This window comes from Haloechinothrix aidingensis, from assembly GCF_013450155.1.
Classification (GTDB): domain Bacteria; phylum Actinomycetota; class Actinomycetes; order Mycobacteriales; family Pseudonocardiaceae; genus Haloechinothrix; species Haloechinothrix aidingensis.
In genome coordinates this window covers 720,343-732,570 of record NZ_JACCKD010000001.1, presented here as the reverse complement: position 1 = coordinate 732,570, position 12,228 = coordinate 720,343, and the positions used below count along the sequence as shown (strand labels likewise).

Genomic DNA, 12,228 nt, shown 5'->3' with positions numbered 1-12,228 from the left:
CGCGCGCGTACGGTGGGAAAAAATGCCCCCATGGCCACCATCGCGGAATGGATCGAAGGGGCACGCCCCCGCACGCTGCCGAACGCCATCGCCCCGGTGCTCGCCGGCACCGGGGCGGCGGCGTACGCCGGGGACGCGTCCCCGGCGTACGCGGCGCTCGCCCTGATCGTCGCGCTCGCCCTGATCATCGGTGTGAACTTCGCCAACGACTACTCCGACGGCATCCGCGGTACCGATGACCGCAGGGTCGGGCCGGTGCGGCTGGTCGCCACCGGGCTCGCGGCCCCCACGTCGGTCCGCGCGACCGCGCTGAGCAGCCTGGTTGTCGCCTGCATCGTCGGTGCCACGCTCGTCGTGCTCAGCGGCCACTTGTGGCTGTTCGCGGTCGGGGCGGCCTGCGTCGCCGGTGCGTGGTTCTACACCGGCAGCGCCAAGCCGTACGGCTACGCGGGCTTCGGTGAGCCCGCCGTGTTCGTGTTCTTCGGGCTCGTCGCCGTGCTCGGCACGATGTACGTCCAGGCAGGCACCGTGAGCCCGACCGCGGTGGCGTGCGCGGTCGCTATCGGCGCGTTATCGGCTGCGGTGCTGCTGGCCAACAACCTCCGGGACATCCGGAGCGACTCCGCGGTCGGCAAGCGGACCCTCGCCGTACGGCTGGGCGACGCGGGGACGCGCAGGCTGTACGTGGCTCTGCTGGTGCTGCCGTTCGTCGCGAGCCTGCTCGTCGGGACGTGGCATCCACCAGCCACCTTCGCCGTGGTGTCCGCACTGCTGCTCATCGCGCCGCTACGGACGGTGCTCGGCAGGCACACCGGTCACGCGCTCGTTCCCGTGCTGCGCGACACCGGCCTGGCGATGCTGCTGTGGGCGGCTGTCACCGCGACCGCGCTGGCGTTCGGCTAGGAGCCGAAGGTGACGTTGGTTCCATCCAGGGAGCCCGACGTCACATCGGGCTCTCTCCCGGAGGGGCGAAGCGGCCGGTGACGAGGAAGTCGTCGAGCGCGGCGCGATGCGGTTGCAGGTCAAGGCCCTGCGCGGCCACCCAGCTGTCGTCGTAGTAGGTGTGCGTGTAGCGTTCGCCGCCGTCGCAGACCAGGGTCACCACACTGCCGGTCTCCCCCCGCTGCACCATGCGCGCGATCACCTGGAAGGCGCCGTACAGGTTGGTGCCCGTGGATCCGCCCGCCCGGTGGCCGGTGTACTGCAGCAGCAACCGCATGGCAGCCAGTGACCCGGCGTCCGGGACCCGGATCATCTCGTCGATCACCTCGGGCAGGAACGACGGCTCAACCCTCGGCCGCCCGATCCCCTCGATCCGGGACGGCATCCCCGTCGTGTAGTCCATCGCCCCCGTCTCCCACGCGTGGCAGAACGCGGAGTTCTCCGGGTCGACAACGACGATCCTCGTGGGGTGCCTGCGGTAGCGCACGTACCTGCCGATGGTCGCGCTGGTCCCACCGGTCCCCGCGCCCACGACCACGGCACTCGGTACCGGGTAACGCTCCTCACGCATCTGCATGAAGATCGACTCGGCGATGTTGTTGTTACCCCGCCAGTCCGTGGCCCGCTCGGCGTAGGTGAACTGGTCGAGGTAGTGGCCCCCGCACTCCATGGCGAGCCGCTCCGCCTCGCTGTACATCTCCGGCGCGGTGTCCACGTAGTGGCACCGTCCCCCGTAGAACTCGATGAGCTCGATCTTCTCCTTGCTCGTCGAGCGAGGGACGACGGTGACGAACTCGAGCCCCAGCATGCGCGCGAAGTACGCCTCCGACACGGCCGTGGACCCGCTCGATGCCTCGATCAACACCGTTCGCGGGCCGATCCGCCCGCTGACCAGCCCGTAGAGCAGCAGCGAACGCGCGAGCCGGTGCTTGAGGGACCCGGTCGGGTGTACCGACTCGTCCTTGAGGTAGAGATCGATGCCCCATTGCTGGGGAAGCGGGAACATGTGCAGGTGCGTGTCGGCGCTGCGGTTGGCGTCGGCGTCGATGATGCGGATCGCCTCAGCCACCCAGTCACGAGTCGAGTGCTGGCCCATGGCGGGCGATTATGCCGACTCGGGCCGCGACCGGCCCGACCCGTCCCCAGCGGCATCTCCAGCGGCTTCGCCCGGTGAGTCTCCCGGCGCGTCACCCCGCGAGTCCCCCTGCGAGTCCTCGGCACCGCGATCTCCGCCACCGGCACCGGTGGCCTCGTCGCCCTCGACCCCGGCATCGGTGGTGGCCGTCACGCCGTCCCCGGAGGCAGCGGCCGTGCCGGCGACCGGGCCCGCCTCCTCCGGCAACTCCCCGCGCAGCTGCGCGCGCAGTCGCGCACGCTCCGCCTTCCGCCGTTCACCACGCTCGGCCAGACCGGCGGTGACGCGCGCGTTCAGCCCGCGCAGGAACAACAGGCCCAGCGGCAGCGAGAGCACCAGGGCGATCGCGATCGCCACGAGCAGCGGAACGTTGACGAGTACAAGCACGATGGTGCCTGCTGCCACGAGCCCGAGCCTGGCAAGCAGGTACAACGTCAGGTCGACGGCGAAGTCGCCACCGGGTCGCCCGGTACGCCACTCGTTCACGGTGCCCACGCTACGCTCCACGGTCACGTGACGTTCGTGCCGCCGCCCGCCAGCGCGGTGTTGTTCGGGCGCCCCTCGAACCGGGTGGACAGCACGACGGTGGTGTGCGTGCGCGAGACACCGGGAATGCGGCGCAACCGTCCCAGCGCGAGCTCCAGGTCATCCATGGTCGGCACGCGTACCTTCACCACGAAGGCGTCGTCTCCGGCCACCGCGTAGCAGCTCTCCACCTCTTCCAGTTCGGCAAGGGCATCGGCCACCGCGTCGTCGGATGCGGTGTCGGACGGTTGCACGCCGACGAGCGCGGTCACGTCCAGCCCCACGGCCCGAGGGTCGACGACGGCGTGATACCCGGTGATGACCCCGGCGGCCTCGAGCTTGGCGACACGCTCGTGCACCGACGACGCCGAGAGACCGATATGACGCCCCAGCTCGGCGTACGTCGCCCTGCCGTTGTCCCGCAGGGCGGCAATGATCTTCCGATCTATCGCGTCCACAGTGCCTCATCGAACAGGATGGGGGCCGCAGCCGCGCGCCGGGAAGCTCCGGTGGACACGCGGGTGGGGCACTCCCGGTGTGCTGATGTCTCGCCCGCAGGTTACCTTCTCGGGGTGCGCGCGGCGCGCGGGACCGAACGTACCCGCGCGAGACCGGCCGGCTGCACCGGTCTCAGCTCGGTCACCGCATGAGCCGGTTGCGTGTTCCGCAGCCGGATCGCCGGGTCGGCGGCCAGTAGAGATGCCCGATTCATCCCCTTACCTACTCTTTACTCTCAGCCAACCGTTCGAGTACCCGCCAGGCGAGATGCGACGCTTGTGGCATCAAGCAGCCAGTGCTGCCAAGATAGGGTATACCTGCACGATTGGCGGCGGGTATCGCACTGATCGCGATAAGGAGGTCAGACCATGACCGCGACCGTGCCTCAGTCGGGGGGCCGTCTGCTCACGCCCGGCGAAGTCGCAGAACTGTTCCGCGTCGACCCGAAAACCGTGACCAGGTGGGCGGCCTCAGGCAGGATCGGCTCCATCCGCACGCCTGGCGGGCATCGCCGTTTCCGGGAAGCCGAGGTCAACGAGCTTCTCGCCAAGTTGACATCGGAGGCGGTCGAGTAAATTTCGGCATTAATGCCCCGGTTCCGCTCTCCCCCGCCACGAATGCGGCTACCCTCGGGGTAGAGGACACCAACGCGGCACAGCGGGAAGGAGCGAGCATGCACTACCTGCTCGCAGCGATCGGCGTAATCACTATCGCGGTGCTCTTGTGGCGGGTGTTGAGCTCCGAACGCGACGACACCACGCCGACACGCAAGGCAGCGCCCGTCGCTCCGGACGATGACCCGGACTTCCTTCGCAAGCTCAGCGAGGAACAGCGCAGGAAGCGGCGCGACGACGAGCAAAACTAGCCGTCCCGGACAGAAGTGCCCCACGCCCCCTCGGGAAACCGAGGGGGCTGTGAGTTTTCTCGGGGAGTTTTCCCGGGCCACGCGGCCCGTGACCGCTCCCGGCAACCCGGTCCCGGCGCTGATTCCCGGTGCGGGTCGTCAAGGACTGGTAAAGCCGTCGGCAACCGTCGCGCCGAGTTCGAGCAGCTTGAGCCGCGTCCCCTCCTGGAGCTGGTCCAGCTCGATCTCGGCACCTTCCTCCAGATGCGCGTCGAACGGGATCCGGCACACGGCGCGTGTACGTGCCCCGAAATGCGCCTCGAGCTTGTCCAGGTCGACCGAGCTCATCTTCGGCCTCACCGAGTTGATCACCACGACCGAACGCTGCACCAGGCCGCCGTACCCGTGCGCGTCCAACCAGTCCAGCGTCGCCGAGGCGCTGCGCGCACCGTCGACCGAACCCGATGAGACCAGCACGAGTGCGTCCGCGACATCGAGGACGCCCTTCATCGCCGAGTGCATCAGCCCGGTGCCGCAGTCGGTGAGCACGATGTTGTAGAAGTGCTCGAGCAGGTCGACCGCACGGCGGTAGTCCTGCTCCGAGAACGCCTCGGACACCGCGGGGTCCTGCTCACTCGCCAGGATCTCCAACCTGCTCGAGCCCTGGGACGTGTAGGCACGTATGTCGCTGTAGCGGTGGATCCGGTCGGCGTCCCGGAGCAGGTGCCGCACCGTCGCCGTCGTCTCCATGGGGATCTTCTGCGACAGCGTGCCCCGGTCCGGGTTGGCGTCGATGGCCACCACTCTGTCCCCGCGCAGCGACGCGAAGGTCGACCCGAGGGTGGTCGTGGTCGTCGTCTTACCGACACCGCCCTTGAGGCTGAGCATGGCGATCTTGAAGCAGCCGCGCAGCGGTTGGTTGACCCGCGCGATGAGCTCCCTGCGCCGACGGTCGGCGGGGCTCTCACCCGGGTTGATGAGATGCCCGCTCGCCACGTAGACGGCCTTGCGCCAGCCACTCTGCGGGTGACGCTTCACCGGTTTGATCAGCTGGGCCGAGGCCAGCTCATCCGGCCCCGCGGCGGAATGCCGACCCCGGCGCGGGCGTCGCATATCGTCCACCGGGTGCGCCGACCGCGGCTGCGCCCCTGGATGCGGCTGCCCGGCGGCGTACTGCTGCTGGGCTTGTTGCTGGGCCTGCTGTTGGGCCTGCTGTTGGGCCTGCTGCCAGGGCGGCTGCGGCGGACCGAGTGGGGGGAACGGCTGCTGGTTCTGGTCGTACGGCAACCGGCCACGCTGGTCACCCTGCGCGTTGCCGGCTCCCGCAGTGTGCGCGGGGTCTCCCGGAGGCACGACGGGCGGCAGGTCCTGCTGAGTCGCCGGATCCGCCGGTGTCCACCCCGCCTGCGCCTGTTGCTGCTCATCCACGGGCGGGTGCGGATGCGAGTCCGTGCGCTCCTCCGCTGACTCCAGGCCGTCGACGTGCGAGGGCTGTCGAGTCGTTGCCTCGTTGTCCGGCTCGCTCACTCGTGTGGTCCTCCCTGTCCGGCCCCGGTCGGGCCATTCGCCGTGCGCGCTGGGTTCCTGCCGCTGGGCTCACCGCTGGGCCCACCGCTGGGGTTCGCCTGTGGGGCCTTGCCCGCCCCGTGCGCAACGTCCGCGATGCCGACGACACGTGGTCGCCGCACCCACCCCGACGGTAGTCGCACCAGGCCACCCCGCGCAGAGTGGCCGTCCCCGCCCACCGGACGGCTGGCGCGAGCCGAATGACTCCTCGGGTACCACATATGCACCGAAGAGGCCCTTCGGCTCGCCCCTGCCGGACCGGCCGTTAGTCCACCTGGGCGTACGAGTGCAGGCCTGCCACGACGAGGTTGATGAAGAACAGGTTGAACACCACGACCGCGAAGCCCGCTATGTTGATCATCGCGGCACGGTCCCCGCGCCAGCCGGCCGTCGCGCGCGCGTGCAGGTACGCGGCGTAGATCACCCAGGTAATGAACGCGACCGTCTCCTTGGGGTCCCACCCCCAGAATCGGCCCCAGGCCGACTCCGCCCAGATCGCCCCCGCGATCACGCCGAAGGTGAACACCGGGAACGCGAAGACCGTGACTCGGTAGGCCACCCGGTCGAGCTGCTCCTTCGACGGCAACCGCCGCACCAGGGAGGCGAACCGGGCCGGGTCGCGCTGGTGCGCCGAGTGGAACAGGTACAGCACGCTGGCCACACCGGGCACCAGGAAGACTCCGGACGCGGCCGCGACGGTGGAGACGTGAATGACCAGCCAGTAGGACTGCAACGCGGGCTGGACCGGGACCGCCGTGCTGTACAGCAGCGTGCCGCCGAGGAACAGCAGGAGGACGACGGGCAGCAGCACGAACACCGACAGGTGCCGCACGGCATGCCTGCTGATCACGACAAGCCAGGTCACGACCGCCGCGAAGCACAGCACCATGAGGAACTCGTACATGTTCCCCCACGGCGCGCGGCCCGTTGACCAGCCACGGAACACCAGCGCGGCCAGGTGCAGCAACATGCCGAGCACCATGACCGCCACACCCATGCTGCCGAACCGCTCGGCCCGCCCCCTGCGGCGGCTTTCGGCGGCGCTCGCAGCCATAGTCGCAGCCGTACTCGCCGTCGTACTCGCCGGGCCCTCCGGAGGCTCCCCGCCGCCGGCCGCCGCCACGGCCGACCCGTCCCGGCCCGCTCCGGCACGCTCGGCCGCCTCCCGCCCCTTCCTGCCGAACGCCTGCTCGACGAGGAACAGGATCATGGCCAGCAGGTAGATGGCCGCCGCCGAGCCGTACGACCAGTCGGACAGCTGCGACAGCGTTGCGTTGACCGGCATCAGCTGCGATTCCTTTCCGAACCGTTCCGGGCGTCCCGCTCGCCGCCCGTATCCTCGAGCAGGTCCGCGGCCAGCCGGGTGAACTCCTCGCCGTACCCGGCCTGGTCGGTTCTCGCCAGGCCACCGACGTGCACGAGGCTACCCGCGCCGCCGTCACCGGACGGGCTCACCCGGATCCACAACCTGCGGCGCTTGACGATCAGCGAGGCAGCCAGCCCGACCAGCATCACGATCGCGAAGGCGAGCACCCAGCCCTGCGTGGGATCGTGCGAGACCTGCAGCGAGGCCCACCGCTGGACCCCGTCGAACGAGATGCGGGTGCCGTCGTCGAGCTCGATCTCCTCACCGACCCGGAGGTTCTCCCTCGCGACCCGTTCCAGCCTGTCCTGCTCGACCATCTTCTCGTCGATCTCGAAGATGGACTGCCCGTAGCCGGAGTCGATGCCGAGGTCACCACGCATCACGTCGACGGCGACGGCCGGATCTTCGAGATCGGGAGCGGACGAGGTGAGGATCTTGCCGTTGAAGTGCGCCGTCGGCGCGAACAGGCCGGTGATCGCGATCTGGCTGGAGCGACGCTCCGCCGCGTCGGTCACCCCGGGCGGGTCGAACTTGGTCGCCCCGTCGGACAGGAGGGTGACCTGGTCGTTCGGGCGCCACTGGGTGGCCTTCGTGCGCTGCTGCCCGTCCGGGAAGGTCACCGTGAACTCGGGCGCGAACCCGTGGCCGAGCAGGTAGACCCGGTCACCTTCGGTGCGCAGCGGGTGATTGACCTGCAGGTCGTACGGCCGCCAGGTGCCGTCCCGCAGGTCGTCGCCGGACTGGTACTCGATGTCGGCGCGGTAGTTGTCCGGCTGGCCGTTCGGCAGGTAGTCGGCCTCGAAGTCGTTCACCCGCACACAGAACGGCGTCAACCCGGTCCCGTCGACGTTCAGCCCCGCGTTGAAGGTGTCGAAGGCGTAGATCCCCGAGTTGCAGAACTCCGAGCCGTCGGCGTGCACGATCACCTGGCCCTCGTACTTGTACATGTGCCCGACGGCGAAGGCGATGATCAATCCGAGCAACGCGAAGTGGAACACCAGGTTGCCGGTCTCCCGCAGGTAACCGCGCTCCGCGCTGATGGTGCGCGCGCCGTCCTGCTCGGTGCGTTCGACGCGGCGCCACCTCGCCAGCCTGTCGTGCGCCCTGGCGATCACCGAGTCCGGGTCCGCGCGCAGCTCACCCGCGCGGTGATGCGGCATCCGCGCCAGGTTGCGTGGCGTCAGGACGGGTTTGGCGCGCATCGACCTGACGTACTCGGCGCTGCGCGGCACAAGGCACCCCACGAGGGACACCAGTAGCAGCAGGTAGATCGCGGAGAACCACACGCTGCCGTAGACGTCGAAGAACTGCAGCCGGTCGAGCAGCCTGCCCCACCAGCCGTAGTCATCGATGTAGCGGGACACGGCCGAGTCGTCGACCATCCGCTGCGGCAGCACGGCGCCGGGGAAGGCGGCGAGCGCGAGCAGGAAGAGCAGGATCAGCGCGACCCGCATCGACGTCAGGCCACGCCAGGTGTTGCGCGCGAACGCCAGCATCCGCCGCACCGGGGTGTCGCGGTAGGTCCGCTCCCGCGCTGCGGGACCGCCGTCACCTCCAGTGGTCATATGGGCAGCACCACGTCGGTGATGAACGCGTCACGCATCCACGCCATGAGCCATCCCCAGAGACCGGACACGAGCATGATCCCCACCCCGAGCATCAGCACTCCGCCGAAGACCTGCACGCGGCGGCTGTTCCTGCGCAACCAGTCCGTTGCCCGCATCGCCCAGCGGGTCCCGAACGCGATCAGTACGAACGGCAGGCCGAGGCCGAGGCAGTACACCACGACGAGCAGGAAACCCCTGGCCGCCGTCTCCCCCGTCGAGCTGGCGATGGCCAGGACCCCCGCCAGCGTTGGCCCGACACACGGAGTCCAGCCCAGCGCGAAGACCCCACCCAGCATCGGCGCGGAGACCATGCCCGCGCGCGGGACGGCGTGTACCCGCACCTCCCGTTGCATGAACGGCACCAGGCCGAGGAACACCAGCGCCATCGCGATCGTGAGCACCCCGCCGACGCGTTCCAGCAGCCCCTGATTGATCAGCAGCGCATCGGCGAGCCACACCACTCCGCCGATCCCGGCGGCGAACACCGCGGTGAACCCGAGCACGAACAGGACCGAGGCGACTACGACCCGGTACCGGCCCGCGCCCCGATCCTCGTGTTCCGAGACGGCGGGAGCGTCCGCGCCGACCATCGCGGACATGTACGCGAGGTAACCGGGCACAAGGGGGACGATGCACGGGGATGCGAACGACACGAGCCCGGCGAGTAGCGCGACGGCGGCCGCGAACAGCAAAGGCCCCGAGATCGCCAGCTCAGTCACGCCGTCCACGCAACCCAGCGTAGGCAGTGGCGTGCGTCTCAACTCCCCCGGGGCACTACTCGGCCGCCAGGCGCTCCACCTCGGGACGCAGATCCTCGTACAGCAGCTCCCGCAGGAACACGGCCGCGACACGCTGCTCGCGGTCCACGATGATGGTGGACGGCACGATGTTGCGCGGGTAACCGGACAGCGCCAGTAGCGACTTGCCCGGCGGGTCGTAGATCGAGGGGTAGTCCAGCCCGCGGTCGGCCATGAAGTCCTGCGCGGCCTGCCGCGACGGATCGCGCACGTCGATACCCAGGACCTGAACTCCCTCGTCGGCGAACTCCTCGTGGATCCGCTGCATCACAGGGGCCTCCCTGCGGCACGGGCCGCACCACTGGCCCCAGATGTTGATGACGACGACCTCGCCAGCGAAGTCCTCCGTGGAGATCTCCTCGTCCTCGTCGAACAGGTCCTCCCCGGCCACGGGCGGCATCTCCTGCCGTTCCTCGACCGGGTACCGGATGTCCGTGTCCCCGCCCGGGGCGACGAAGCTGAACTCGCCGCCCGCGGCGTCGCCTGCGCCTGCCTCGCACCCGGTGACGGCCAGCAGCGCCGCCGCTGCCAGCGCCACGTACGCCGTCCACCGGGTCATGCGCCGGTCACCGTCGGGTCGGTACGCCCCACCGGTTCGCTGTACACGACCTCACCGAGCATCTCACCACGGAAAACCAGGCTCGTCACCGACGCGAGTGAGCACTGCCGGTTCCGCGGGTCGTGCCACAGCCTGCGCATCTCCAGGAACCGCCGGAGGGTCCAGATCGGCAGCTGGTGCGACACGCACACCGCCTCACTTCCCTCGGCCTCCGCGCGAGCGGAGTACACCGCGGCCAGCATGCGCCGTGCGATGTCGGTGTAGGGCTCACCCCAGGACGGCGTGAACGGGTCGCGCAGCTTCCACCAGTGCCGTGGCTCCCGCAGCACGCCGTTGCCGACGGACACCCGGTACCCCTCGAACCGGTTGTCCGACTCGATCAGCCGCTCGTCGGTGCCGATCTCCAGGCGATGCGCGTCGGCGATCGGCTCCGCCGTCTGCTGCGCGCGTTCCAGCGGCGACGAGACCACGTGCACGATGTCGTGCCGCGCGAGCGTCTCGGCCACCGTGACCGCCTGCTTCACGCCGCGCTCGGACAGCAGGTAGCCCGGCATCCTGCCGTAGAGGATGCCCTCCGGGTTGTACACCTCGCCGTGCCGCACGAGATGCACGACGGTACGCGCGCTGGCCGAACCGGGGCGGCTCATGCCGTCGCTTCCGCCGCGGCCCGCGCCGCCGCGGGCAATGCCGCTTCGATGGCCTCGAACGCGTTGTCGTCCATCGCGGTGTTGACGAACCACGCCTCGAACGCGCTCGGTGGCGCGAACACGCCCTGTTCGAGCAGGGCATGGAAGAACGGCCGGTAGCGGAACGACTCGGCCTTGCGAGCTCCCTCGTAGTCGCGCACCGGCTCCTCGCTGAAGAACACCGACACCAGGTTCCCTGCCTGCCCGATGGTGTGGGCGACCCCTGCCGCCGACAGCGCCTCCGTCAGCATCGTGCCCAGCCGCTGCGCGTTGGCGTCCAGCACGTGGTATGTCGCCTCGTCCGCAGCCCGCAGTGTCGCCAACCCGGCCGCGGCGGCCACCGGGTTGCCGGCAAGCGTGCCCGCCTGATACACCGAGCCGCTCGGCGCGAGCATGGCGAGCACGTCGGCCCGGCCGCCGAACGCCGCGGCAGGCAGGCCTCCCGACATGACCTTGCCGAAGGTGTACAGATCTCCTGCCACCTGGTCGAGGCCGTACCAGCCCGCCGCCGACACCCGGAACCCGGTCATGACCTCGTCCATGATCAGCAGGGCGCCGTCCTCTGCCGTCAGCCGACGCAGCTCGGCGTTGAACCCGGGCACCGGAGCGACCGCACCCATGTTGCCAGCGGCGGCCTCGGTGATCACCGCGGCGATCCGGCCGGCATGCTCGGCGAAGCAGGCACGCACGGCCTCGATGTCGTTGTAGGGCAGCACGATGGTGTCGGCCGCCTGCGCGTCGCTGACCCCCGGCGAGGTCGGCAGGCCGAGCGTCGCCACCCCGGAGCCCGCCTGCACGAGCAGCGCGTCCACGTGACCGTGATAGCAGCCCGCGAACTTGACGATCTTGTCGCGGCCGGTGAACGCCCGCGCGAGCCGGATCGCGGTCATCGTCGCCTCGGTGCCGGAGTTGACCAGCCGTACCTGCTCGACCGGATCGACCCGCCTGATGATCTCAGCCGCCAGGTCCACCTCGCCCCGCACGGGCGTGCCGAAGGACAGCCCCGAGCCGGCCGCGGACCGGACGGCCTCGACGACAGCCGGATGGGAATGCCCCAGGATCATCGGCCCCCAGGACGAGACCAGGTCGACGTAGCGGTTGCCGTCCTCGTCGGACAGGTACGCGCCCTCGCCGGAGACCATGAAGCGTGGTGTCCCACCGACCGAGCTGAACGCCCGCACCGGCGAGTTGACACCACCGGGGATGACCGAGGTCGCTCGCTCGAACAATTCCTGCGACTGCTGGATCCGCACACTCACAGCAGCCAGTCTGGCACGTGGCCTGTCGTGAACGAGCAGGGGTCAGGTCCGCGAGAACGCCGTCAGCCGCCACGCCGCCCCGCGCGGCAGGTAACCGGGATCGACAGACTCGACCTAGTTGCGCCGCGAGCCGACAGCGAGCATGACCTGCCGCACGGCGTCGAGCACGAACAGCGCGGTCCCGGTCGCCAACGCGACAGCGAACCCGCTCCAGTTTCCGTGGTAGCGGGTGACGGTGCCGTCCGCGCCGGTGATCGGTGCGGCCTCCATCACCGCCACGCCCTGTGACCAGGCAGCCCACGCCGCCCACAGCAGTCCCGCGGCGAGCAGCACCTCCAGCACGGCGACCAGCGCGCGTCGCGGCCGGTGCACCCCGACGGGACCGCTCCGGCCCGGAGCCACCCGGGTATCCACTCGCTGCGTTGCCGTATCGCCCACGTACTC

14 protein-coding genes are annotated in these 12,228 nt (G+C 69.8%); 3 read left to right on the top strand and 11 right to left on the bottom strand.

Going from position 1 to position 12,228, the window contains the following annotated elements:
- Positions 1-30 precede the first annotated feature (30 nt).
- Positions 31-903: a 1,4-dihydroxy-2-naphthoate polyprenyltransferase gene (locus H0B56_RS03615; protein WP_180891462.1), complete on the top strand. Its 873-nt coding sequence runs from the start codon at positions 31-33 to the stop codon at positions 901-903.
- A gap of 40 nt (positions 904-943) precedes the next feature.
- Here the strand turns inward: H0B56_RS03615 and cds1 are convergent, their stop codons facing one another.
- The 3 genes from cds1 to H0B56_RS03600 are packed head-to-tail and all read right to left on the bottom strand — an operon-like array spanning position 944 to position 3,060.
- Complete coding sequence (cds1, locus tag H0B56_RS03610) at positions 944-2,038, bottom strand: L-cysteine desulfhydrase Cds1 (RefSeq protein WP_180891461.1); 1,095 nt, start codon at positions 2,036-2,038, stop codon at positions 944-946.
- Between the two features lie 9 nt (positions 2,039-2,047).
- Positions 2,048-2,563, bottom strand: coding sequence for a DUF4229 domain-containing protein (locus H0B56_RS03605; protein WP_180891460.1), 516 nt, complete (start codon positions 2,561-2,563; stop codon positions 2,048-2,050).
- Between the two features lie 23 nt (positions 2,564-2,586).
- Positions 2,587-3,060 (bottom strand): Lrp/AsnC ligand binding domain-containing protein, encoded by a 474-nt coding sequence (locus tag H0B56_RS03600; RefSeq protein WP_180891459.1) that lies wholly within the window; start codon positions 3,058-3,060, stop codon positions 2,587-2,589.
- A gap of 408 nt (positions 3,061-3,468) precedes the next feature.
- Here H0B56_RS03600 and H0B56_RS03595 point away from each other — a divergent pair, with 408 nt between their 5' ends.
- A complete protein-coding gene (locus H0B56_RS03595) occupies positions 3,469-3,675 on the top strand; it encodes a BldC family transcriptional regulator (RefSeq protein WP_089302259.1) in 207 nt (68 codons plus the stop codon).
- A 98-nt stretch (positions 3,676-3,773) separates the two neighbouring features.
- The gene (locus tag H0B56_RS03590; RefSeq protein WP_180891458.1) at positions 3,774-3,965 is read left to right on the top strand and encodes a hypothetical protein; all 192 of its coding nucleotides are present in this window, start codon (positions 3,774-3,776) and stop codon (positions 3,963-3,965) included.
- Positions 3,966-4,103: 138 nt separating this feature from the next.
- Here H0B56_RS03590 and H0B56_RS03585 read toward each other — a convergent pair whose 3' ends face one another.
- The 8 genes from H0B56_RS03585 to H0B56_RS03550 all read right to left on the bottom strand — a co-directional run bounded on the left by H0B56_RS03585 (position 4,104) and on the right by H0B56_RS03550 (position 12,222).
- Positions 4,104-5,471, bottom strand: coding sequence for a nucleotide-binding protein (locus tag H0B56_RS03585; protein ID WP_180891457.1), 1,368 nt, complete (start codon positions 5,469-5,471; stop codon positions 4,104-4,106).
- Between the two features lie 304 nt (positions 5,472-5,775).
- Positions 5,776-6,795, bottom strand: a complete 1,020-nt coding sequence (gene ccsB, locus H0B56_RS03580; RefSeq protein WP_180891456.1) for a c-type cytochrome biogenesis protein CcsB — start codon at positions 6,793-6,795, stop codon at positions 5,776-5,778.
- Positions 6,795-8,441: a cytochrome c biogenesis protein ResB gene (resB, locus tag H0B56_RS03575; protein ID WP_180891455.1), complete on the bottom strand. Its 1,647-nt coding sequence runs from the start codon at positions 8,439-8,441 to the stop codon at positions 6,795-6,797. Before resB ends, ccsB begins: the two co-directional genes overlap by 1 nt.
- Positions 8,438-9,211, bottom strand: a complete 774-nt coding sequence (locus H0B56_RS03570; RefSeq protein WP_180891454.1) for a cytochrome c biogenesis protein CcdA — start codon at positions 9,209-9,211, stop codon at positions 8,438-8,440. The genes resB and H0B56_RS03570 overlap by 4 nt, the downstream gene beginning before the upstream one ends.
- Positions 9,212-9,257: 46 nt before the next feature.
- Positions 9,258-9,839 (bottom strand): TlpA family protein disulfide reductase, encoded by a 582-nt coding sequence (locus tag H0B56_RS03565; RefSeq protein ID WP_180891453.1) that lies wholly within the window; start codon positions 9,837-9,839, stop codon positions 9,258-9,260.
- A complete protein-coding gene (locus tag H0B56_RS03560) occupies positions 9,836-10,486 on the bottom strand; it encodes a histidine phosphatase family protein (protein ID WP_180891452.1) in 651 nt (216 codons plus the stop codon). Before H0B56_RS03560 ends, H0B56_RS03565 begins: the two co-directional genes overlap by 4 nt.
- On the bottom strand, positions 10,483-11,778 hold the full coding sequence (gene hemL, locus H0B56_RS03555) for a glutamate-1-semialdehyde 2,1-aminomutase (RefSeq protein ID WP_425484491.1): 1,296 nt from the start codon (positions 11,776-11,778) through the stop codon (positions 10,483-10,485). Before hemL ends, H0B56_RS03560 begins: the two co-directional genes overlap by 4 nt.
- A 120-nt stretch (positions 11,779-11,898) precedes the next feature.
- Positions 11,899-12,222 carry a hypothetical protein gene (locus H0B56_RS03550; RefSeq protein ID WP_180891450.1) on the bottom strand — a complete coding sequence of 108 codons (324 nt, stop codon included), beginning with the start codon at positions 12,220-12,222 and terminating at the stop codon, positions 11,899-11,901.
- Positions 12,223-12,228 lie beyond the last annotated feature (6 nt).

What these genes read in the sequence shown, in the direction of transcription:
- H0B56_RS03560 (WP_180891452.1), bottom strand. Translation starts at nt 10,486, where the DNA reads ATGAGCCGCCCCGGTTCGGCCAGCGCGCGTACCGTCGTGCATCTCGTG.
- cds1 (WP_180891461.1), bottom strand. Translation starts at nt 2,038, where the DNA reads ATGGGCCAGCACTCGACTCGTGACTGGGTGGCTGAGGCGATCCGCATC.
- H0B56_RS03565 (WP_180891453.1), bottom strand. Translation starts at nt 9,839, where the DNA reads ATGACCCGGTGGACGGCGTACGTGGCGCTGGCAGCGGCGGCGCTGCTG.
- H0B56_RS03595 (WP_089302259.1), top strand. Translation starts at nt 3,469, where the DNA reads ATGACCGCGACCGTGCCTCAGTCGGGGGGCCGTCTGCTCACGCCCGGC.
- H0B56_RS03615 (WP_180891462.1), top strand. Translation starts at nt 31, where the DNA reads ATGGCCACCATCGCGGAATGGATCGAAGGGGCACGCCCCCGCACGCTG.
- H0B56_RS03590 (WP_180891458.1), top strand. Translation starts at nt 3,774, where the DNA reads ATGCACTACCTGCTCGCAGCGATCGGCGTAATCACTATCGCGGTGCTC.
- resB (WP_180891455.1), bottom strand. Translation starts at nt 8,441, where the DNA reads ATGACCACTGGAGGTGACGGCGGTCCCGCAGCGCGGGAGCGGACCTAC.
- ccsB (WP_180891456.1), bottom strand. Translation starts at nt 6,795, where the DNA reads ATGCCGGTCAACGCAACGCTGTCGCAGCTGTCCGACTGGTCGTACGGC.